At 43.8% G+C, this 22,782-nt stretch carries 21 protein-coding genes; 17 read left to right on the top strand and 4 right to left on the bottom strand.

The features are described 5' to 3' along the window. Window positions 1-3: 3 nt before the first annotated feature. The 10 genes from QGN29_RS12345 to QGN29_RS12300 all read left to right on the top strand — a co-directional run bounded on the left by QGN29_RS12345 (window position 4) and on the right by QGN29_RS12300 (window position 9,082). Window positions 4-453, top strand: coding sequence for a DNA polymerase III subunit chi (locus QGN29_RS12345; protein ID WP_310798175.1), 450 nt, complete (start codon window positions 4-6; stop codon window positions 451-453). Between the two features lie 98 nt (window positions 454-551). Continuing rightward, window positions 552-1,367: an alpha/beta hydrolase gene (locus QGN29_RS12340; RefSeq protein ID WP_310798174.1), complete on the top strand. Its 816-nt coding sequence runs from the start codon at window positions 552-554 to the stop codon at window positions 1,365-1,367. Window positions 1,368-1,441: 74 nt separating this feature from the next. Beyond that, entirely contained in the window at window positions 1,442-1,750 is a 309-nt protein-coding gene (locus tag QGN29_RS12335) for an FtsB family cell division protein (protein WP_310798173.1), read from the top strand. Between the two features lie 220 nt (window positions 1,751-1,970). Further along, window positions 1,971-3,005 (top strand): pyruvate dehydrogenase (acetyl-transferring) E1 component subunit alpha, encoded by a 1,035-nt coding sequence (gene pdhA / locus QGN29_RS12330; protein WP_310798172.1) that lies wholly within the window; start codon window positions 1,971-1,973, stop codon window positions 3,003-3,005. A gap of 1 nt (window position 3,006) precedes the next feature. Next, window positions 3,007-4,386 carry a pyruvate dehydrogenase complex E1 component subunit beta gene (locus QGN29_RS12325; RefSeq protein WP_310798171.1) on the top strand — a complete coding sequence of 460 codons (1,380 nt, stop codon included), beginning with the start codon at window positions 3,007-3,009 and terminating at the stop codon, window positions 4,384-4,386. A 119-nt stretch (window positions 4,387-4,505) separates the two neighbouring features. Next, window positions 4,506-5,813: a pyruvate dehydrogenase complex dihydrolipoamide acetyltransferase gene (locus QGN29_RS12320; protein WP_310798170.1), complete on the top strand. Its 1,308-nt coding sequence runs from the start codon at window positions 4,506-4,508 to the stop codon at window positions 5,811-5,813. 26 nt (window positions 5,814-5,839) lie between these two features. Then, complete coding sequence (locus QGN29_RS12315) at window positions 5,840-6,199, top strand: cupin domain-containing protein (RefSeq protein WP_310798169.1); 360 nt, start codon at window positions 5,840-5,842, stop codon at window positions 6,197-6,199. A 24-nt stretch (window positions 6,200-6,223) separates the two neighbouring features. Continuing rightward, on the top strand, window positions 6,224-7,618 hold the full coding sequence (gene lpdA / locus QGN29_RS12310; protein WP_310798168.1) for a dihydrolipoyl dehydrogenase: 1,395 nt from the start codon (window positions 6,224-6,226) through the stop codon (window positions 7,616-7,618). An 89-nt stretch (window positions 7,619-7,707) separates the two neighbouring features. Beyond that, entirely contained in the window at window positions 7,708-8,631 is a 924-nt protein-coding gene (gene lipA / locus QGN29_RS12305) for a lipoyl synthase (RefSeq protein ID WP_310798167.1), read from the top strand. A 13-nt stretch (window positions 8,632-8,644) separates the two neighbouring features. Then, window positions 8,645-9,082: a type II toxin-antitoxin system RatA family toxin gene (locus tag QGN29_RS12300; RefSeq protein ID WP_310798166.1), complete on the top strand. Its 438-nt coding sequence runs from the start codon at window positions 8,645-8,647 to the stop codon at window positions 9,080-9,082. On the opposite strand, the gene QGN29_RS12295 is transcribed toward QGN29_RS12300, so the two are convergent. From QGN29_RS12295 to QGN29_RS12280, 4 genes are read right to left on the bottom strand one after another with little or no spacing between them, the layout of a single operon-like run. Then, window positions 9,074-9,550 (bottom strand): CinA family protein, encoded by a 477-nt coding sequence (locus QGN29_RS12295; RefSeq protein WP_310798165.1) that lies wholly within the window; start codon window positions 9,548-9,550, stop codon window positions 9,074-9,076. The genes QGN29_RS12300 and QGN29_RS12295 overlap by 9 nt on opposite strands. Before the next feature lie 13 nt (window positions 9,551-9,563). Further along, window positions 9,564-10,553: a YeiH family protein gene (locus tag QGN29_RS12290; RefSeq protein WP_375164709.1), complete on the bottom strand. Its 990-nt coding sequence runs from the start codon at window positions 10,551-10,553 to the stop codon at window positions 9,564-9,566. 12 nt (window positions 10,554-10,565) lie between these two features. Further along, entirely contained in the window at window positions 10,566-11,063 is a 498-nt protein-coding gene (locus QGN29_RS12285; protein ID WP_310798163.1) for a phosphatidylglycerophosphatase A family protein, read from the bottom strand. A gap of 8 nt (window positions 11,064-11,071) precedes the next feature. Then, complete coding sequence (locus tag QGN29_RS12280) at window positions 11,072-12,235, bottom strand: bifunctional 2-C-methyl-D-erythritol 4-phosphate cytidylyltransferase/2-C-methyl-D-erythritol 2,4-cyclodiphosphate synthase (RefSeq protein ID WP_375164606.1); 1,164 nt, start codon at window positions 12,233-12,235, stop codon at window positions 11,072-11,074. A gap of 101 nt (window positions 12,236-12,336) precedes the next feature. Between QGN29_RS12280 and dusB the strand changes: the two genes are divergently transcribed. From dusB to QGN29_RS12245, 7 genes are all read left to right on the top strand, one after another. After that, window positions 12,337-13,323: a tRNA dihydrouridine synthase DusB gene (dusB, locus tag QGN29_RS12275; protein ID WP_310798161.1), complete on the top strand. Its 987-nt coding sequence runs from the start codon at window positions 12,337-12,339 to the stop codon at window positions 13,321-13,323. A gap of 2 nt (window positions 13,324-13,325) precedes the next feature. Continuing rightward, window positions 13,326-14,402, top strand: coding sequence for a two-component system sensor histidine kinase NtrB (locus QGN29_RS12270; protein WP_310798160.1), 1,077 nt, complete (start codon window positions 13,326-13,328; stop codon window positions 14,400-14,402). 17 nt (window positions 14,403-14,419) lie between these two features. Continuing rightward, window positions 14,420-15,886 carry a nitrogen regulation protein NR(I) gene (gene ntrC, locus QGN29_RS12265; RefSeq protein ID WP_310798159.1) on the top strand — a complete coding sequence of 489 codons (1,467 nt, stop codon included), beginning with the start codon at window positions 14,420-14,422 and terminating at the stop codon, window positions 15,884-15,886. Window positions 15,887-16,016: 130 nt separating this feature from the next. After that, a complete protein-coding gene (locus QGN29_RS12260) occupies window positions 16,017-18,377 on the top strand; it encodes a sensor histidine kinase NtrY-like (protein ID WP_310798158.1) in 2,361 nt (786 codons plus the stop codon). A gap of 28 nt (window positions 18,378-18,405) precedes the next feature. After that, a complete protein-coding gene (gene ntrX, locus QGN29_RS12255) occupies window positions 18,406-19,800 on the top strand; it encodes a nitrogen assimilation response regulator NtrX (protein ID WP_310798157.1) in 1,395 nt (464 codons plus the stop codon). Window positions 19,801-19,843: 43 nt separating this feature from the next. Further along, a complete protein-coding gene (gene trkA / locus QGN29_RS12250; RefSeq protein ID WP_310798156.1) occupies window positions 19,844-21,220 on the top strand; it encodes a Trk system potassium transporter TrkA in 1,377 nt (458 codons plus the stop codon). A 12-nt stretch (window positions 21,221-21,232) separates the two neighbouring features. Beyond that, a complete protein-coding gene (locus tag QGN29_RS12245; protein ID WP_310798155.1) occupies window positions 21,233-22,690 on the top strand; it encodes a potassium transporter TrkG in 1,458 nt (485 codons plus the stop codon). Window positions 22,691-22,782: the final 92 nt, after the last annotated feature.

Below are 22,782 nucleotides of genomic sequence, written 5' to 3'. Positions count from 1 at the left end.
CTGATGCCTGATATACGATTCTATCATTTGGAGAATGAAGGACTTGAAGGAGCTCTTCCAAAATTGATGGAACGTGTGATCAGTGCTGGTTTAAGAGCTGTTGTAAAAGTAAAAGATACTGACCAGAGTGCGCTAATTGACGAGCTTCTCTGGTCCTATAAACCAGATGCTTTTCTGCCTCATGATACAGAAGACAGCCCTCAGGTAAGTCTTCAGCCAATTCTTATTACAACTCAACAACATCGGCTAAATGAGGCCGAATGTTTGATCCTTTTGGATGCAGATAATTGGGATGATTTTGACCCTTTTAAACGAATTCTATATATGTTTGATGGGAAAAATGAAGAGGTTGTGACAGCCGCTCGTCTTGACTGGAAAGCCTTTAAAGAAAAAGGGTTTGAAATGTCCTACTGGCAACAGATGCCAGGGGGTGGTTGGGATCAAAAAGCCTAAAGATCAAAAAAACTAAAGATCAATAGACCTCTGCTAGTAAGGGGATGTCTCCGACAGCCCTGCAGAAATTCACTGTTCATATCTTCATGGAAAAGCTCATGCCAAAACTTATTAAGACACTACTCAAACTATTGACCGGGGCTTACCTGCTTCTTTGTCTAGGAGTGTATTTTGCTCAGCACCATTTGATTTTTAATTTTGCACCTGTCGAAATGGACCATGTTTATGCTTATGATACGCCGCATGAATTTATAACTCTAGACAAGGAGGGTGTAAGTCTTCATGGAGTGTTATTTAAAGTAAAAGAAAAATCAAAATCTAGAAAGCTAGTGCTTTATTTTAAAGGAAACGCTGGAAATATTGGGCACTCAGAAAGAATGGCAAAAACTTTTCTAGCGCTGGGATATGATGTTCTTTCAATGGATTATCGTAACTTTGGAAAGAGTAGAGGGGCTTTTACAGAGGAGGGACTGCTTGAAGATGCTCTAGACTGGTCCCAACATGCTGCCACGAAATACGGCACCGAGAATATCAAAGTTGCGGCGTGGTCCATGGGCGGTGCATTTGCAGCGCATCTTGCCCTTGAAACAGGAATAAAAGATTTTATTGTTTTTGCACCGTTCAAATCTGTTGTGGATATGGGATATCGACGTCATCCATATTTTGTCCATGAATGGTTTTCTAGATTTCCCCTGAGAAGTGACTTGCGTCTTTCACGAATCAAAGACAAGTCTTATATAATCTATCACGGGACGAAAGATAAAATTGTGCCCTATGCGAGTGGAAAGGCATTATACGAGTCGTCAAATCAAAACTCGGTTTCTTTCAAAACGATCGAAGGTGAAAATCACTTAGATATACCTTGGCATACTGAAGTCCTGTCAGATATACATAGCCGCTGGCATTTAAATTAAATTTTAAAAAAATTATGAGTCGAATCAAAATTATTAACTTGATTCGATGAATCAAATATGATTCTATACGAATCATGGAACAATTAAGAAATATAAAATTTCATTTGGGACGGGTTTGGTTAATCGGGTTGGCGCTTGTTTGCGTCACCTGGTTATCTCTTGAGGCCTTTCAAGCCGAAAATGGCCTGCCAGCTTTAGATAAGTTGGAAGCGCAACAAGCACGCTATCAACAGCAACTGGATACAATTAATACGCATAAGCAAAGATTGAAACGACAAGTTGCGTTAATGGATGAGAAGCGTGTTGATCCGGATTTGCTTGAAGAACAGGTTAGGCAGAAACTTGGTTTTGTTGCTGTCGATGAAGTTGTCGTTTTGAATTAGAGATATTTGCCATTAACTAAAAGTAGGTTAATTATATATTATCACTATATTACAATAACTTAAAGTCTATTGCAATTTATCAAATTTCCTAGTATCACTAGTATCACTTATGGAATCATAGTGCGCAGGCGATCGTGATGATCGCGTGCGTGATTTTTGTGATGCATCTTCCCATCTGTGGGAGAGTATTCCAGAGATAATAGTGAATAGGGTCTTATTAATGGTTGCTAAAACTGCTTCTAAACGCACTTCCGCGAAACGCTCTGCAAAAACGGCAGAGTATAAAGCCTCAAATGAGGAATTGCTTCAATTTTATAAAGATATGCTTCTTATCCGCCGCTTTGAAGAAAAAGCTGGGCAGATGTATGGCATGGGCTTGATCGGTGGTTTTTGTCATCTCTATATCGGTCAAGAGGCCGTGTTAACAGGCATTCAATCCGGTCTAGACAAAGGCGATGATGTTATTACGTCCTACCGGGCTCATGGTCACGCTATTCTTGCTGGAACAGAACCTCGCGCTGTCATGTCAGAATTGACCGGTCGCATTGGCGGTTGTTCTAAAGGAAAGGGCGGTTCGATGCACATGTTTGATCCTGAGAATGGGTTTTACGGTGGACACGGGATTGTCGGTGCACAGGTTTCTCTGGGAACTGGGCTTGCTTTTGCGCACAAGTATAAGAAGACAGATCGTGTATCTGTTGCCTATTACGGAGATGGGGCTGCACATCAGGGACAGGTCTACGAAAGCTATAATATGGCAGCTCTCTGGCAGCTTCCTGTTATTTATATTATTGAAAATAATCAGTATGCGATGGGCACCTCAGTTGCGAGAGCGTCTAAGGAGACAGAGCTGTTTAGAAGAGGCGAGGGTTTCGGCATCCCTGGTGAGCAGGTTGATGGAATGAATGTTCTTGCAGTGCGCGAAGCGACTGACCGCGCTGTGAAGCACTGCCGAGAAGGAAAAGGTCCGTACATCCTTGAGATGAAAACCTACAGATATCGCGGTCATTCAATGTCTGACCCGGCTAAATATCGCAGCAAAGACGAAGTCAAAAAGATGCGGTCTGAACGGGATGCGATCGAACAGTTAAAAGAGAAGATTCTTAAGGCTGGTGCCGCTGATGAAGCTCAGTTGAAAGATCTTGATAAAGCGACAAAACAAATAGTAGCGGATGCCGCAGAATTTGCACAACAAAGTCCAGAGCCAGATCTGTCTGAGCTCTACACAGACGTTCTTGCGAATGGAGAGTATTAAGATGGCGATTGAAATTACCATGCCAGCCCTCAGCCCAACAATGGAAAAGGGCACACTTGCTAAATGGCTAGTGAAAGAAGGGGATTCAATTGAAAGCGGCGATGTGATTGCTGAAATTGAAACAGATAAAGCAACAATGGAAGTTGAAGCTGTGGATGAGGGCGTTGTCGCTCAAATTCTGGTTGAAGAGGGGTCAGAGGACGTCCCTGTTGGGCAGCTAATTGCACTTGTTGCTGAAGAGGGGGAAGATGCCTCTTCTATAGAAGCAAAGCCCTCAGCAGATGTTTCTGTTTCCTCTGCTGAGACAGTTTCTAGCGCCCCAGAGCAAGAACCATCACAAACAGATATTCAATCAGTTGGTGTTGCTTCAGATCCAGAGGTGCCCGAAGGAACAGAATATAAAACAATTACAGTCCGTGAAGCTTTACGCGATGCGATGGCTGAAGAAATGCGCAAAGACAATACAGTCTTCGTAATGGGGGAAGAAGTCGCTGAATATCAAGGCGCCTATAAAGTCACACAGGGACTTCTTGATGAATTCGGCGCTGATAGAGTTATAGATACACCGATTACAGAGCATGGTTTTGCCGGTCTGGGCGCCGGGGCTGCCATGGCGGGCCTGAAGCCGGTCGTGGAATTTATGACCTTTAACTTCGCAATGCAGGCCATTGATCATATAATTAACTCAAGCGCAAAAACGCGCTATATGTCAGGCGGGTTGGTTGAAAGTCCGATTGTCTTCCGCGGACCAAACGGTGCTGCCAGTCGTGTTGGTGCTCAGCACAGTCAGAACTACGCATCTTGGTATGCAAATGTTCCAGGCCTTAAAGTTATTGCACCTTACGATGCCGCTGACGCTAAAGGCTTGTTAAAAGCAGCAATTCAAGATCCAAATCCTGTGGTCTTCCTTGAAAATGAACTGATGTACGGTGAAAGCTTTGATGTTCCTGACCTTGCAGACTATACGCTTCCTATTGGGAAAGCACGGATAATGCGCGAAGGAACAGATGTAACCATCGTATCTTATTCTATCACGGTTGGTGAAGCGTTGAAAGCTGCCGATGACCTTGCACAAGAGGGCATCAGTGCAGAAGTGATCGATTTAAGAACCATTCGACCTCTCGACATGGATACAATCATTTCCTCTGTTAAGAAAACAAACCGGTGTGTTGTCGCTGAAGAAGGCTGGCCGCAGTGTTCTGTCGCCTCAGATTTATCGGCACGTCTGATGGAGCAAGCCTTTGATTGGTTAGATGCTCCTGTGACACGAGTGAATAGTGTTGATGTGCCGCTCCCTTATGCAAATAATCTAGAAAAAGCAGCTGTCGTGAGTGCCGCACGCATCACTCCAGCGGTCAAGGCGGTTTGCTATAAGGATTAATGAGATTGGAGAATGCATAGGAAAGGCAAAATCATCTAGTTTAGGATGAAACTTCAAGTGCCTCATTATTCTCCTATATAAACCAAATTTAAGTTAAGTCTGAATAAAGGACAAAAACTATGGCTATTGAAATTTTTATGCCGGCACTAAGCCCAACTATGGAAAAGGGTACTCTTGCAAACTGGCTTGTTAAAGAGGGTGATTCAGTAGAAAGCGGTGATGTCATTGCTGAAATTGAAACCGACAAGGCCACAATGGAAGTCGAAAGTATTGATGAAGGGATCATCGCTAAGATTTTTATTGCAGAAGGATCTGAAGATGTTGCTGTGGGTGAGTTAATTGCGATCATGGCAGAAGAGGGCGAGGACGCTGCGGATGCAATTGCCTCTGCAGGATCTGCGAAACCCCAAGCTGGATCAAGTAATGAAGCACCTGCCGAGGAAAGTCCATCCCCGCAAGCTGCCCCTCAAGTTGCCCAAACAGCAGCTGCTCCTCTAGCTTCTCAAACAGTTCAAGGGTCTGAAGGGGGCCGTGTAAAGGCATCCCCCCTTGCTAAACGTATCGCTGGGAATGAAGGGATTGATATTTCTACAGTTACAGGGACTGGTCCAAATGGTCGTATTGTAAAGCGTGATATTGAGGCTGCTCTTTCTGCTCCTGCAACTGTCAAAGCGCCGCAATCAGTAGGTACTCCATCAGCAGCGCCCGTTGATGCTACAGAATACGGCCCAATTGACGATAATCCACATGAAGAGATTAAACTTTCTGGCATGCGGAAGGTTATCGCTAAACGTCTGACTGAATCCAAATCAACCGTTCCTCATTTCTACCTGACTGTGGAGTGTGAGCTTGATAAGCTTCTTGCAATGCGTAAGGAAGTGAATGCCAATGCGCCTGAAGGGGTGAAGGTTTCTGTGAATGACTTTATCATCAAAGCCGTGGCCCTTGCCTTGAAAGCAGTGCCTGCTGCCAATGTTCAATTCGGCGGTGATAAAATGTACTGGTATGACCGCGCAGATATCTCTGTGGCTGTTGCTGTTGACGGTGGATTAGTAACGCCTGTGGTAAAAGGAGCCTGCGGAAAAGGGCTTGGCTCTATCGCTTCTGAAGTGAAAGACATGGCGACACGAGCCCGCGATGGTAAGCTGATGCCAGAAGAGATGTCTGGTGGAACTTTCTCAATCTCTAATCTTGGCATGTTTGGGATTAAAGAATTCTCTGCGGTTATTAATCCTCCACAAGGGGCTATTCTTGCCGTCGGATCAGGTGAACAGCGTCCTGTTGTAAAAGACGGCGCTCTAGCCGTTGCCACAGTGATGAACTGTACATTGTCTTGTGATCACAGAGCCATTGACGGGGCTGTTGGTGCGGAATTCCTTAAAGCTTATAAAGGCTTTATTGAAAATCCACTGACCATGCTTCTGTAATGTCTCTCATCTAAGGAAGACTTTTTATGGATGTCATCAATCTTTCTTCAAAGCTTGCCCTCTTCACAGAACAGTGGACACCTAAACTGGTGGGTGAGATGGATGATTACCATGTGAAGCTTGCAAAGATTGAAGGTGATTTTGTCTTTCATGCCCATAAGGAAGAAGATGAGCTCTTTCTTGTTCTGTCTGGCCGATTTCGGATGGATTATAGAGATCGCTCAGAATGGGTTGAGACAGGAGAAATGGTCATCGTACCAAAGGGTGTTGAGCACAAGCCCTTTGCGGAAAAAGAATGTAGCGTTCTATTGATTGAAAAAGCCTCTGTAGACCATACAGGCGGTGTTGAGGATCCTAGACGCGTAGAAAATCCTGATAAAATATAAACAGGTTATTGAAAAGGTTATAGCATGTCTGAATATGATCTAGTTGTTGTTGGTGGTGGCCCTGGTGGGTATGTCGCGGCTATTCGTGGAGCTCAGCTTGGGCTGAAGGTTGCTTGTGTTGAGCGAGAACATTTAGGGGGGATATGTCTTAATTGGGGCTGTATTCCAACAAAGGCTCTGCTTCGATCGGCTGAAGTCTTTCATCTTGCAAAAAATGCCAAAGAATTTGGGCTTGAAATCCCAACAGTGAATTATGATTTGGCCGCTGTTGTGAAACGATCTCGGGGTGTTGCGGGACAACTTTCTGGGGGTATCGCACATTTGCTGAAAAAAAATAAAGTGACACATATTGAAGGGCAAGCAACGATCAAAGGGCCCGGTGTGTTGACTGTTAAGGCTAAAGACGGCAAAAGCACAGATGTTAAAGGCAAGGATATTGTCATCGCCACAGGGGCACGGGCTCGTGAATTACCGCACCTTAAGGCTGATGGAAAGCATATTTGGACATATAAACATGCTTTAGAACCAGATACAGTGCCAGGTAAACTTTTGGTTATTGGGTCTGGGGCTATTGGAATTGAATTTGCTAGCTTTTTTAACGAGCTTGGGTCTGATGTGACAGTGGTTGAAATGATGGATCGTATTCTTCCTGTGGAAGATGCTGATGTCTCTAATTTCGCTGCCAAATCATTCAAGAAACAAGGTATGACCTTGAAAATGGAAGCCGGGGTTACTGACTTGAAAGTCGCTAACGGTCAAGTTACGGCGACCATTGATGCAAAAGGTAAGAAAACGCAAGAAACCTATGATCGAGTGATCATTGCTATTGGTATTCAGGCAAATACAGAAGGCCTAGGCCTTGATGAAGTTGGCATTAAGATGGATCGTGGTCACATTGTCACGGATGGCTACGGCTATACAGGCCAAAAAGGATTTTGGGCTATTGGGGATGTCACAGGGGCACCTTGGCTTGCTCACAAAGCCTCTCATGAAGGCATTATTGCTGTGGAGAAAATGACGGGCCAGCCTGATGTTCATCCTATAGATAAATCTAATATTCCTGGTTGTACTTATTGTCGACCACAAGTTGCTTCGGTTGGAATGACTGAAGCCAAAGCCAAAGAAGCAGGCTACGATATTAATGTGGGTAAATTTCCTTTCCAAGGGAATGGGAAGGCAATAGCACTGGGTGAGCCTGAAGGGTTCGTGAAAACTGTATTCGATAAGAAGACAGGCGAACTTCTTGGGGCCCATATGATTGGTGCTGAAGTCACAGAGATGATCCAAGGCTATGTTGTAGGGCGAACCCTAGAGACGACAGAACAAGAATTAATGCATACTGTCTTCCCGCATCCGACACTCTCTGAGATGATGCACGAAAGTGTTCTTGATGCTTATGGGAAAATGATCCATTTCTAAGAGAGCGCCGAATTTGCTTTGAGATCAGAGCAGGGGGTGCTATCTCCCTGCTCATTGTTTATATGAGCGCTGATAATAGGTGATAGAGTATGACTGATGTGACAAAAGATGGCTATATGCGCAAACCAAAATGGTTGCGTGTCAAGGCCCCCACTTCTCAGATGGCTAATGAAACACGCAAAATGATGCGGAGTAAAAATCTTCATACGGTCTGTGAAGAAGCAGCGTGTCCGAATATCGGTACCTGCTGGAAAGAAAAACATGCCACAGTTATGATCCTTGGTGATACCTGTACACGGGCTTGTGCTTTTTGTAACGTCAAAACAGGGCGCCCAATGGCGGTTGATCCCCAAGAACCCCTGAAAACAGCCGAAGCATGCGCAGCTATGGGGCTTAATCATATTGTGATTACCTCGGTCGATCGAGATGACCTTAAGGATGGGGGGGCAGACCAGTTCGTAAAAGTGGTTCAAGAAATCAGGAAAATGTGCCCAGATACGACAATAGAGATCTTGACTCCTGATTTTAGAAATAAAGCAGACGATATTACAGTTGAGCGTATCATCGCTGAAGGACGCCCCGATGTTTTTAATCATAATTTAGAAACGGTACCACGGCTTTACCCGCGGATCAGACCGGGCGCACGCTATTATAATTCATTGCGCTTGCTTGAAACTGTAAAGCGTCTTGATCCGACTATTTTTACAAAGTCGGGTATTATGGTGGGACTGTCAGAAGAACGAATGGAAGTTTCGCAGGTTATGGACGATATGCGGACGGCTGATATTGATTTTATGACTATAGGTCAGTATCTTCAGCCCACAAAACGTCATGCGAAAGTTCATGAATTCGTTCACCCTGATGTCTTTAAATCCTATGAGAGGATGGCAAAAGGGAAAGGCTTTCTGATGATCTCATCGACGCCATTAACGCGTTCTAGTTATCTCGCTGGCGATGATTTTGCTAAGCTCAGAGCTGCCCGTGAGAAAAAGCTATTGAGTGCAGCTGAATAATCGAGGGTGCTTGATGCCTAAACTGACCATGAAGAAAGATTTGCCTTATTCAGTTGAACAGATGTTTGATCTCGTCTCTGATGTGAATAGCTATGATCAATTTTTACCATGGTGTCAAAAAGTTCGGGTCTATGCTCAAAAACAAGGGCAATTTGATGCGGATTTGATTATAGGATTTAAAAATTTTCGGGAAACATTCACCTCTCGTGTGACTTATACGGCGCCTAAATCTGTAAATGTTGATTATATTAAAGGGCCGCTAAAAAGATTATATAATCACTGGCAATTTTCGGAGAATGCAGGCGGCGGATGTCATGTAGACTTTGAAGTTGATCTTGAGTTTAAGTCCCGAATATTAGAAAACCTAATCGGGACGGTCTTTACTGAAGCCAGCAAGAAAATGATTGACGCTTTTGAATCTCGCGCCGAAGAATTGTATGGCTTAAGATAAAGCCTCTAGTAAGAGCTTAAGAGCATGTTCTATCGTAGCTTTCCGTATACTTTCTCGTCCATTATCTTCAAAAATCATTGTTTCTGTATGGGGTGGTTGTCCGAGTTCTGCTCTACCGAAACATACCATGCCGACTGGTTTTTCATCGGTTCCACCTCCTGGTCCAGCAATGCCTGTCACAGAGATAGAAAGGTCAGCTTTAGAATGGGTTAGTCCTCCAAAGGCCATTTCTCCGGCAACAGCCTCACTGACTGCCCCGAATTTTTCTAAACTCTTAATCGACACATTGACCATGTCTTGCTTAGACTCGTTACTATAAGTAATAAAACCACGGTCCACGACAGCAGAGGACCCAGCTACATTGGTGAGAGCTCCGATGATTAGGCCTCCTGTACAGCTTTCGACTGTTGCAATCATGACAGATTTTTCAGATGCTTTTTCAATGACTTGTTCAGCCAGGGTTTTCATCGACACTTTTCTCCTAAAGATAAGGAATAGCAACCAAGAAAAGAATGGCTATCCAAAGAGTTTCTAAGACAATTAGAATGATTGGTTTAATGCCCAGTTCAAAAATTTCTTGGAGACGTGTTTTTATCCCAATTGCAACAATGGAAATGACCAGACAAAACTTAGAAAGATTGATCAATGGGTCTTTAACCGTCGTAGGAATATCTACGAAACTGTTTAAAAGGACAAGACCGATGAAGGCCAATAAAAAGAAAGGAAATGTCGGCGCTGTGCCTGAATGGGCTGACCCTGAAGCCTTCGCCCTGGCTTGAAAGGCAAAGGCAATCATCATGACAACAGGAACCAGCATTGCGACCCGCATCATTTTTGTTAAGGTTGAAAGCTCACCAGTTTCTTGAGAGACTGAAAAACCAGCCCCAATAACTTGGGCCACATCATGAATTGTTCCGCCCATAAATAGTCCAGCTTGGCTGTCTGAATATCCAAGATAATTGGTGATAATCGGATAAACAATCATAGCAAGGGTCGAAAGTGTTGTAACACCAACGACGGCAAATATTGTATCGCGCTCTAATCCTTTTTCTTTGGGCATAACACTGGAAATGGCCATAGCCGCAGAAGCGCCGCAAATGGCAACAGCACCCCCCGTTAAGACCCCAAATCTTTTCCTAAAGCCAAGAAGTTTTGCAAGGACAAGCCCAACAGCGATTGTTGAAAAAACGCCAACAATGATTAAGAGAACAGGTTTAAGCCCGAGGGCTGTCACATCGCTTAGGGCAATGCGCAAACCAAGGAGTGCAACGCCAATTCTTAAGAGTTTTTTGGCAGTGAAGGCGATACCGGGCTGAATTTTAGGGCTGTCATTAAGAAAACCAATTGCGAGGCCAAGAAGTAGAGCAAAGAGCATCGTCGGGGCACCGTAATGACCATTTAAAAACATTGCAGCCAGAGCAACGATCAAAGCAATTGTAAATCCTGGCATTGTCTGTCTAATAGAATGTATCACTGCATTTCCTTAAAGAATATAATAGAGGCAGAAGGCTGCCATTAAACCTGCCACAATATCATCAACCATAACACCAAATCCGCCAGAGACTTTTTTGTCAAGCCAGCCAATAGGCCAGGGTTTAAGAATATCAAAGAGACGGAAAAGAGCAAAACTATAAGCAATTGTTTCAAGTGTAAGTTCAGACCCTGCAAAGGTCAAAGGTATCATTGCAATCCACTGACCAGCGACTTCGTCAATGACTATTTCGCCGCTATCATGGATCCCAGTCTCTTTTTCTATATGATCAATGGCCCTCACTGAAAGTAGGGTTACGACGAGAGATGCTGCCAGTAACATTACCCAATCAAATCCTAGAAGAATCAATCCATATCCTGCCATAGCGCCAAATAAAGACCCCCAAGTTCCCGGGGCCCATTTGATCATCCCAATACCAAAGAAAGTCGACCACCAATAGGCAGGACTCTTAAGTCGGTTATTCCAGTTTTTTAGAGAGTGTTTGGCCATGAGTTTTCCTACAGAGGTAAGCGCACTGTTGCAAGAGCTTCAGCGGCAATGCCTTCATTTCTTCCTGTGAAGCCGAGCTTTTCAGTGGTCGTTGCTTGAACACTGATGCGCTCTTTACAAAGGCCAGTGATCTCAGAAAGCTTCATTCGCATTGCTTCCTGGTGAAGTGATATTTTTGGTCTTTCGCAGATGAGCGTAACAACAATATTAGAGATGATTCCCCCTTTGTCTTTGACCATTTCACAGGCCTTTTCTAAAAAAATAGAGGAGGCCGCACCTTGCCATTGAGGGTCTGTAGGGGGAAAATGACACCCAATGTCTCCTGCGGCTATTGAGGAAAAGATGGCATCCGTCAGGGCATGCAGTGCAACGTCAGCATCAGAATGGCCCTTCAACCTATGGGTATGAGGAATTTCAACACCGCAAAGGATTACTGAGGATCCTTCCTCAAATCGATGTACATCATAGCCGTGCCCTGTTCTGATATCAGCAAGTCTATTCATGATTGTCATTTCTGCCTTTTTAAAATCCTCTGGGTGTGTAACCTTGAAGTTAGCTTCATCACCTTCAATTATAGTCACACCTTCTCCGATAGTCTCCATAATCATTGAATCATCAGTGAAAGAGGCCGTCGTCAAAGACTGATGTGCCTTTAGAAGCATGTGATAGTCAAAAGCCTGAGGTGTTTGAACAGAATACAAACCCTCTCGGTTCACTGTTTCTATAATATTCATCTGCGGATCAGCACGTTTCACTGTATCTGTTACTGAGATCCCAGGAATGGTTGCCGAGGCCTTGGAATCGATCAATTCCTTGATCAAGTTGTCAGAAACAAAAGGACGTGCCGCATCGTGAATCATCACAAGGTCGCATTTTGCAGTCAGTGCCTTTAACCCATTGAAGGATGATTCTTGGCGTGTGTTCCCCCCCTTAACAGCAGGGGAAAGGGATAGCCCTTCAACTGATTTTTCATAAAGATGATTATCTTCAGGGTTGATGACACAGACAATTTCAGTAAAAGGATAGGAACGAATAAGCGCGTCAAGTGTGTGCCGCAGTATAGTTTTTCCTGCAATCGTTTGATATTGCTTAGGAATTCTTCCTCCTGCACGTGCACCTTTTCCTGCGGCGACGACAATCATCGAAACTGATTTTTCTTGCACAGGAGACATCTTTTTTTACTCGCTTTTTTTTTAAAGATCTGGCATAAGTGCCTAAATTTTAGGCAGGACAAGTCCTGTATGTCTTTGGTAATTAGTGAACAGGTTTTCGCATGGCTATTAACATTGGTCCAGTAGAAATTAAAGATCCCGTAATTCTTGCACCCATGTCAGGTGTTACAGATATGCCCTTCCGTCGTCTCGTCAAGGGCTTTGGCGCTGGATTAGTAGTGTCCGAAATGATTGCATCTGATGCGATGATTAATGCGACAAAACGTAGTCAAAAAATGGCATCAAACTGTGAAGAAGAGTGGCCGATGTCTGTTCAGCTTGCTGGATGTGATCCAGACAAGATGTATGAGGCAGCCCGATTGAATGAAGATCGCGGAGCTGCGATTATAGATATCAATATGGGGTGCCCTGTTAAAAAAGTTGTAAACGGCCAAGCAGGGTCTGCCTTGATGAGAGACCTTGACCATGCAGGAAAATTAATCGAGGCAACTGTTAAAGCCGTTAGCTTACCCGTTACGCTGAAAATGCGATTGGGTTGGGATGATAACAGTTTAAATGCTGCTGAGCTTGCAAAAATCGCTGAAGATCTTGGGATTAAGATGATTGTTGTTCATGGCCGTACGCGCTGTCAGATGTACAAAGGGCATGCGGACTGGAAAAAGGTAGGCACAGTTAAGCAAGCTGTAGATTTACCAGTGATCGTGAATGGGGATATTAATTGCTTTGATGATGCAGATCAGGCCTTGGCTGATAGCGGTGCAGATGGGGTCATGATAGGGCGTGGATCATATGGCAAACCATGGCTTGTTAATCAGGTTATGCAATATTTAAGAACAGGTGAGCGGATTGCCGCGCCGAGTCTTTACGAGCAATATCAGACCATCGTTAAACATTATAATATGATGCTTGATCACTATGATGAAATCATTGCCGTGCGTATGGCTCGCAAACATATTGGTTGGTATACTAAAGGGTTGCAAGGCTCAGCCGAGTTCCGTCATTTTGCAAATCATATTGAAAAGCCTGCTGAGGTGCTTGAAGCGATTAAATCTTTCTACTTACCTCTTTGCGAAGAAGAAGCAGCCTAATTATGGAAGAGGTACCTAGGTTGTCAGTCCCTATACAAGAAGCGACTGTTTTAGCCCATATACAGCAAGCCCTTATCGTGACTAATGCTTCCTATGAGATCATCCGTATAGACGGAGCTTTTCAACCTATATTTCATCTCTCAGCAGATCGATTCATAGGCGCTGATGTCAGAACACTCATCTTTGAAGGCCAGATTAATGAGATTATGCAGCGTCTTGAAAAAGGGCAGAGCAGCGTGATGATCCGCGATATCAACGTGGGTGAAGATCTACCAAATTTTGAGACAATGGATGTCGGCGGTGTGCCGCTCAGTGACACAGGTCATTATTTATTGACCTTTTCACCGCGCAAAATGTCAGGCCAGGTTACAGATATTACCAGTGACCTCTCCGGCGCAGTAATGACGATTAAGGGCCTTTCGGCCATGTTGGCCCATGAGATCAAAAACCCTCTGTCAGGCATAAAAGGGGCAGCACAACTGCTTGAAAGAAAAATTGATGAGAAAAGCAAAAAATTAACTACTATGATGGTCAACGAAGTGGACCGCATTTCAAGGCTTGTGAATGATTTAGAGACATTTACCAATCCAGAAGTCAGTCTCTTAGAACCTGTGAATGTTCATGTGGTTCTTGATCAAGCTATTGATAACCTTTCAGCAGGGTTAGGTCAGTCAATCCGGTTTGATCGCTTGTATGACCCTTCTCTTCCTCCTGTCATGGGGAGCTATGACGCCTTAGTGCAGATTTTTCTGAATATCATCAAAAATTCTGTAGAAGCCTCTGAACAGGGCAGCACCATCAAGATCAAGACAAACTACCAACATAGCCTTTGGCTCAGGGATGAACAGGGGGAGAGAAAAAAGCTTCCCATTGAAGTCGTCATAGAAGATGAAGGCCCAGGGATATCGCCAGAGATAAAATCACATCTCTTTGATCCATTCATAACCAATAAAGAAGGAGGCAGTGGCCTTGGACTGGCGGTTGTGGCTCAAAATATGATGGCAATGGGCGCTATTATTAAATGCGAAGACAATGATCCAAGTGGAACGAACATGCATTTATATTTTCAGGCGGCTTAACAGGACAGGGAATTCTTATGCGATCAGAAATTATTATAGCTGATGATGATAGTGCCATTCGAATGGTACTCGAGCAAGCCTTCACTGACGAGGGATGGGCGGTGCATGAAGCGACCAATGCTAAAGAACTAAAAGCACTTGTTCGGTCAGGTGTTGGGGATGTGGCAATCACGGATGTTCTTATGCCTGGCGGCAATGGTCTAGATGCACTTGCAGAGCTCGTAGAGGAATATCCGACACTGCCTTTCATTGTTATGAGTGCACAAAATACTTTATCTACTGCCATGGAATCTTCCAAAAGAGGGGCTTTTGATTACATACCAAAACCTTTTGATATCAACGAACTAATTGCATCTGTTAAGGCGGCACTTGAAAATGCTTCTAAGCATAAACAAGCCCGTGAAGTCACTGAGTCTGTGGATGGGACAACTCTTATTGGTCGATCGGCTGCCATGCAGAGCGTTTACCGTGTTATGGCGCGTGTTGTTGAGACAGATTTAACGGTTTTAATCGAAGGACAAAGTGGAACAGGGAAAGAACTTGTTGCACGAGCGATGCATGATCACAGCAAAAGAAGAAAGGGGCCTTTCATCGCTATCAATATGGCTGCTGTACCTAGAGAATTAATTGAAAGTGAACTTTTCGGTCATGAGAAGGGTGCTTTTACGGGGGCAGCTCAAAAATCAATCGGTCGTTTTGGACAAGCCAAGGGCGGGACTCTTTTCTTAGATGAGATTGGAGATATGCCTTTTGAAGCACAGACACGGTTATTGAGGGTGTTGCAAGAAGGGGAATATCACTCTGTAGGTGGGACTAAACTTGAAAAAACGGATGTTAGAATTATTGCAGCCACCAACAAGGATCTGAAAGTTACAGTAGAGGAGGGGAAGTTTAGGGAGGACCTTTATTTCCGCCTCAACGTTGTTCCACTTCAAATTCCATCTTTGGCTAATAGAAAAGACGATATCCCAGACCTTGTTGAATATTTTAATGTCAAAAATTTTCATCTTGGCTTAGAGAAGAAAGTCTATCTAGATTCAGCCTTTGAGGCTCTTAGTGTCCATAATTGGCCTGGGAATGTGCGAGAGCTAGAAAATCTAATCAGGCGTATGGCTGTTCTTTATCCTGAAGATGAAATAAGTGGCACTATGATTATCGAGCAATTGAATATTCAAGGCGATGGGGCGCATCATCAGAGTGACTCGCAATCGCAAGCTGGTGCTTTTCTAAACGCATCTGCGGATGAAAATATCCGTGTTTCAATTAAACGTCACCTTGATCGATATTTCGCGCTTCAACAAGAAGCGACAGTGCCCATTAAAGGGGCTTATCAATATATTATTAATGAAGTTGAAATTCCACTCATCGAAAAAGTACTTACCTTGACGGGAGGTAATCAGATTAAAGCGGCTGATATCTTAGGATTAAATAGAAATACTCTTCGTAAAAAAATTAAAGAACTTCAAATTCAGATCAAAAAATAGACTTTAATCTGTTGAATGTCATAAGTTTGCCACCTTTTTTGTGGTATTTCATAGACAGTCCCTGCTTTTTTGTTGCATTAATGCACCACTATTATAGGGTGGCATGGAAACTAAAGGATGAGTGATTAGCGTGTCAGATTTATCGACAGATTCGAAGCCAACAACACTATCATCAAAGGCAAATGCGTCTTTAATAGAGATTGATGGGGGCCCAAAGTTGCCCGGCCGATCCCGTGCAAAGTTTTTACTCTGGGCACGGCGTGTGAATCTTTCTCGCAAAATTGAAGTTTTTCTTGCCATCCTTGCGATTGTATCTGCTGTAGCGACTTATATAGCCATGTCTCGAAAAGATACTCCCTTTGATGTGACTTCAGGGCGGACCATGCAGACATTGCTTTTTGTAAATCTTGTCCTGATTATGGCGATGTCAATGTCCATTGTTCGTTGGATTTCTAAAGTATGGCTAGCACGACGTAACAGTGCTCCTGGATCGAGGCTTCACTCTCGGGTGATTGGTGTATTTTCAGTTATAGCCATTGTGCCGCCTATTATTATGGCTGTCTTTTCCTTTTTGTTTCTAGAGTTTGGTGTGCAAACATGGTTTAGTGAAAAAGTCAGATCGACAGTTTATAATTCATTGCAGATTTCTGAAACTTATGTTGTGGAGAGACGGACTGAAATACAGAATAACCTCATTTCAATTGCCTATGAATTTAATCAACTCTCTCCTGTGGACCAAGGGGATAGCGCTGTCTTGAGAGATAAGATAAACAGCGAATTTCAGAGACGATCTCTTTCAGAAATTGTCGCTTTTAGTGTTGTCGGCACAGATGCTATTCCAATTGCTAAAGCAGAGCAAACCTTGGGCTTGAATGTTGCCCGTTTTCCGCCAGAGTTCATTAGAAAAGCGCAGCGCGGTGAGATGGTCATTGAGACAATTGTCGCTGATCGCATGGTCGTTGGTATGATCCGGCTCAGCAGTTTTATTACACCCACTTTTATTTATATCAGTAGAGATTTAGATCCACGCGTCCTTGCTTACCTAGAAGCCACACGTAATGCCGTGGCTGATTATGAAAGTTTAGAAGGGGAACGGTCTGATATTTTACTTCAGTTCAACCTTGTATTTATCTTGGTTTCCTTGTTAATTTTAATGTCAGCAATTTGGGTTGGTCTCTGGTTCTCAAGTCGCCTTGTGACGCCTCTGTCTAATCTTCTTGATGCGTCAGAACGGGTCGCTCAAGGGGATTTGCAGGCACGGGTTCCCTCTATGGCAACCAGTGACGAAGTTGGGACACTTTCCCGTGCCTTTAACAGAATGACGGATCAGTTGGAGCATAACCAAAAGGCTCTGTTGAAAGCCAATGATGAGATGGATATGCGTCGGCGCTTTCTTGAGGAAGTTTTATCAGGTGTGTCTACTGGCGTGATTGGTGTTCACGGGGATGGGACAATTTTTGTTCCCAATAAAGCCGCATGTGACCTTTTAGGTCAAACGGTAGAGGATTTGATCGGTAAAAGCATTTTGGATGCAATCCCTGAAATTAAAGAATTACTCGATCAGGCTGATTCAAATCGAGATAAGATTGCTAAAGGGCAGATAAACTTAGAGAAACACGGTGAAACCCTTACCTTACTTGCTCGAATTGCCATCGAAAGAGAAGGCAGTCAGAATGTAGGGATCGTGGTGACCTTTGATGATTTGACGGAACAATTGGCAGATCAAAGGACTGCTGCCTGGGCCGATGTGGCCCGTCGTATTGCCCATGAAATTAAAAACCCCCTAACACCGATCCAATTATCTGCTGAACGGATAAAAAGAAAATACGCCAAGACAATTGAAGATCCTGGCGTTTTTGTCCAATGTACAGACACGATCGTTCGTCAAGTTGGCGATTTGAGACGCATGGTGGATGAATTTTCTTCTTTTGCGCGGATGCCAAGCCCAGTGATCCGAGAAACGGACCTAGTGGATGTTATAAAACAAGCAGTATTCTTACAAGATGTCGGCTGGCAGGATATCGCTATTTCATTCCAGTCTAAGTCACCTGTTCAATATATTGCCTGTGATGGACGCTTGCTAGGGCAAGCGATAACCAATCTGATTAAGAATGCTGCTGAATCTGTTTCCCAGCGTATTGATGATGATAAGCGAAATGGCAGTGATACATTTGAGCCCGGTAAAGTGGATGTTTTTATCGAGCAAGACGACAATAGAACCATTTTAACCATTGAAGATAATGGTATGGGTTTGCCACAAGAACAAAAAGATCGTCTGATGGAACCCTACGTCACAACCAGAAAATCAGGGACTGGACTTGGGTTGGCGATTGTAAGGAAGATTGCTGAAGAGCACGGAGCGCGTATTCGAATTATGGATCGACAAAATATAGGGGCGCGCGCGGAATTTACTTTGTTACACTCGGCTCTTGTCAAGCGCGCTGAACGCCAAGAGCAAGATATTCAACCTGAACAAATCAATAAATCATAACAAAAACAATAAAGCAGGAGTAAACTGTATGGCCTTAGAAATACTTGTCGTAGATGATGAAGAAGATATCAGAGAATTAGTCTGTGGTATTCTTGAAGATGAGGGATATGCAACCCGCAGTGCATCGGACAGTGATTCAGCCCTCGCAGAAATTGAGGCACGGTTGCCATCCCTTCTTGTTCTTGATGTCTGGCTACAGGGAAGCAAGCTGGATGGCCTAGAGCTTTTAGAACTCGTCAAAAGCCGTCACCGCGATTTACCGGTAATTATTATCTCAGGTCATGGTAATGTTGAGACAGCTGTTGCCGCTATCAAAAAAGGCGCATATGACTTTATTGAAAAGCCTTTTGAAGCAGATAACCTTATTCTGACCATTGAACGTGCCACTGAAGCGGATCGTCTTCGACGTGAAAATGAGGAATTAAAAAAGAAGAATCAAATTGTATATCAGCTGAAAGGTAAGTCTTCAGCCATAAATACAGTGCGACAAAGCATAGAAAAAGTAGCGAGCACAAACAGTCGTGTCATGATTAACGGCGCTTCTGGTACAGGAAAAGAAATTGCCGCGCGACTGATTCACGATAAATCTACACGTGCCACAGGGGCCTTTCATATTATTGGTGCAGCGTCTATGGAGCCGCAGCGCATGGAACAAGAACTGTTTGGAATTGAACAAAACGGCGGTGTTGTGAAAACAGGGCTATTTGAGCGCGCACACGGCGGTACCTTATTCATTGATGAAGTCGCAGATATGCCTTTACCGACACAGGCCAAAATTCTACGAGTTTTGACGGATCAATCTTTTGAGCGTGTCGGCGGGATGACTAGGGTTGAAGTTGATGTGAGAGTAATTTCGGCCACTTCAAGAGACTTGGCCTTGGAAATCGCTGAAGGGCGATTCAGAGAAGACTTGTTTCATCGTTTAAATGTTATTCCTCTAGCGATTCCTGCACTTGAAGACCGACGAGAAGACATTCCTGAACTGGCGGATTATTTTCTTGAAATGATTTGTAATGCTACAGGGAGACAGCGGCTTAAAATAATGGACGACGCAATAGCTGCGCTTCAGGCGTATCATTGGCCAGGTAATTTAAGACAGCTCAAAAATGTCATGGAACGTTTAGTGATTATGAATGACGAGAGCTCCGATGGTCAAATTACAGCCACAGAGCTACCGTCTGAGATCTTAGGAGGCGGCAATGCATCTTCAAGCTCAAGCTCTACCATTATGATGTCTGCTTCACTGCGAGATGCTCGCGAAGCCTTTGAGCGGGAATATCTCAGAACGCAAGTTAATCGCTTTAGTGGTAATATTTCCAAGACAGCCAGCTTTATCGGGATGGAGCGATCTGCTTTGCATCGAAAACTGAAGGCTCTTGGGATTTCAAATAATAGTCGCACAACAGATGACGAAGCTGTATAAGGTTTATTTCTTGTTAAGCTAATAGTATTGAAGGCAAGATATTATGAAGATTATTGTATGCGGTGCAGGCCAGGTCGGCTTTAATATTGCCAAACAATTATCAGAGCAGGGCAGTGATGTTACTGTAATTGACCAGTCAGCTGAACTTGTCAGAAAAATCAGTGACTCACTTGACGTCCAAGGCCTTGTAGGGCATGCGTCCGATCCATATATGCTTGAAAAAGCAAATGCGACGGACGCAGATTTGATCGTTGCAGTTACAATTTCTGATGAGGTGAATATGGTCGCATGTCAAGTGGCTCATTCTTTGTTTCAGGTGCCGACTAAAATTGCCCGTATTCGTAACCAGTCTTATCTTAAAAATAAATGGGCTGACCTCTTTAATCGTGACAATATGCCCATTGACGTTATCATCTCTCCTGAAAAAGAAGTGGCTGAGGCGCTTGCTCGACGCATGCAGCTTCCAGGTGCTTTCAATATGATGCCATTTGTTGACGATCGTGTGCGCGTGATTGGTATGGAGTTGGATGAAAATTGTCCTGTTGTCAATACACCGCTGCGTCAGCTAACAGAGCTTTTCCCAAAGTTACAAACAAGTGTTTTGGCCATATACCGAAAAGGCAGGATGTTTTTGCCCTCTAGTGCGGATCAAATGGAAGTGGGCGATGAAGTTTATGTGGCTGTAGATAGTTCAAGAACCGAACGCACGATGTCTGTTTTCGGACATGAGGAAAAAGAAGCCCGCCGGGTTGTCATTATTGGGGGCGGGAATGTCGGTTTTTACCTGGCTCGTTCGCTTGAAGAGAATGACAGTAAGGTTAATCTCAAGATTGTTGAGATGGATCCAAATCGTGCAGAAAAAATTGCGCTCAATCTAGATCGTTCTCTTGTAATTAACGGAGATGCTCTCTCTCGTGAAATCCTAACTGAAGTGAATGTTTCTGAAGCGGAAACTCTTGTGGCTGTAGCGGATGATGATGAAGTGAATATTCTGACGAGTCTCCTAGCTAAGAGAGAAGGCTGCGAGCGCGCGATTGCACTTATTAATAATCCTGTGTATGGCACCTTGACGGGATCTTTAGGGGTTGATGTGGCTCTGGACCCTCGCGAAACCACCGTGTCTAGTATTTTGCGTCATATTCGTCGCGGGCGCATTCGAGATTTATATAGTGTCCGAGAAGGCCAAGCAGAAATCATTGAAGCTGAAGTTATTGAAGGATCTGAAGTGGTCGGTCAAAAAATTAGTCAAATGAAGTTAAAAGGCGAGATTCGAATTGGTATTGTTATCCGGGGAGATGACTGTTTAATTCCCACCGGCGATACAAGATTTGAACCTGGAGACAGGGTTGTTTTGCTCTCTCTCTTTGGCGCTGTGTCAAAAGTAGAAAAATTATTCTCTGCTCGATCCACTTATTTTTAGTAAGGATCATCAGTGACCTGGCTTCCAAGGACATTATATTTAATAGGCTGCTGGCTTCTCCTCTTTACTCTTTTGCAAGTCATACCTGCCTTTTATGCTCTGGTTATGGGGCAGACGACAATTTTTAGCGGCTTCCTTCTCTCGATTTTTATCAATGGATTCGTGGGATCTACTCTTTATCTCGGTTTCAAAGGGTCTAAGCGGAGTAAATCCTTAAGAGCTATGATTTTACTACCCATTCTTACCGTTGCTTTGACGGGTATGGGGACAGCATTACCCTTTGTCTTTATCTATGCAGAGACTCCCTTTTCGTTGATGGTCTTTGAGGGCATATCACTCATCACAACTATGGGGTCTTCAGCCTTAAGAGAAGGTGTGACAGAAAGTTATGCGCTGGTTTTGTGGCGGGCCTTGGCGAGTTGGTGTGGTGGATTAGGTGTTTTGGTGATCGCACTCACCTTTTTAATGCGCGTTAATGTTGGTGCGATGCAGATGTATCCCTCTTTTTTTGCGAAAGGGAATAAAGGGGCTGCTCTTGGCAGTATCTCTTCTGTTGGAAAGCTTCTCTTAAAGCCCTATCTATTGTTCACTCTGATTATTGTCTTTATGTTTTTACTTGCAGGGGACCCCTTTAAACTGGCAGTTATCCGTGGTTTATCCGTGATCGCCTCAGCAGGGATCGCGATGCCAGATCAAACCTCTACGGCGGTGTCTGGATTAGGGTTGCAAATTGTTTATTGCCTCGTCATGACTGCCGTTGTTATCAATGTAGATGTCTTGTACGGTCTTTTTCAGGCCAAGGAAAAACGAAAAGGATATAAAAGTATAGAGTTTAAGGTTCTACCCCAGTTTATTTTTTGGGGACTTGGTGCCTTGATCTTAATTCATTACCTGACCGACAGTAGGATATCTCTTTTAGATCTCTACTTTATGTTTGTCTCAAGCATGTCAACGATGGGAATCTCTCTGGCTTCATGGGATCCTATGAGTGCGGCCAGTATGTCCAGCTCAATCATTTTTATGGCCTTTGCTCTTATTGGGGGAGGCGTGTTGACCACTTCTGGCGGTATGCGTCAAATGCGATTTCTAATTTTGGTGGCCCAGGGTCGATCAGAGCTCTCTCGATTAGCCCATCCAAATGGCGTTCATGCGTTGAAATTTGGACGAAGAACAATAGAGAACCATGATTTACATGCAGTATGGCTCTTGGTAGCAGGCTTTTTAATTACCTTTGTATTAGGCAGTGTATTGCTGTCGATTTTTGGTAACCCTGTAGAGGATTCAGTGGCCATGACGATTGCTGCGCTCACCACATCGGGCGATTTAGTAACGATAGTTTCTCCTTATTTTCCAGGATATTACGGCCTTGAGGCTGCAGAGTATTATATACTTTCTTTGATCATGTTAATTGGGCGATTAGATACAACATTAATATTTATTCTATTCGCAGGAATATTTTGGCGCCGATAAACAGCAGAAAAATAAATTAAATTTGACATAGCCAGAAAGGGAATTATTTGTCATTATAGCCATAACGGTACATTGCCGTTAAAGGATCCGAG

This window comes from Temperatibacter marinus, assembly GCF_031598375.1.
In the GTDB taxonomy this organism is placed as follows: Bacteria; Pseudomonadota; Alphaproteobacteria; order Sphingomonadales; family Kordiimonadaceae; genus Temperatibacter; species Temperatibacter marinus.
The sequence above is the reverse complement of the archived record's forward strand: the minus strand, read 5'-3'. Positions and strand labels throughout refer to the sequence as shown.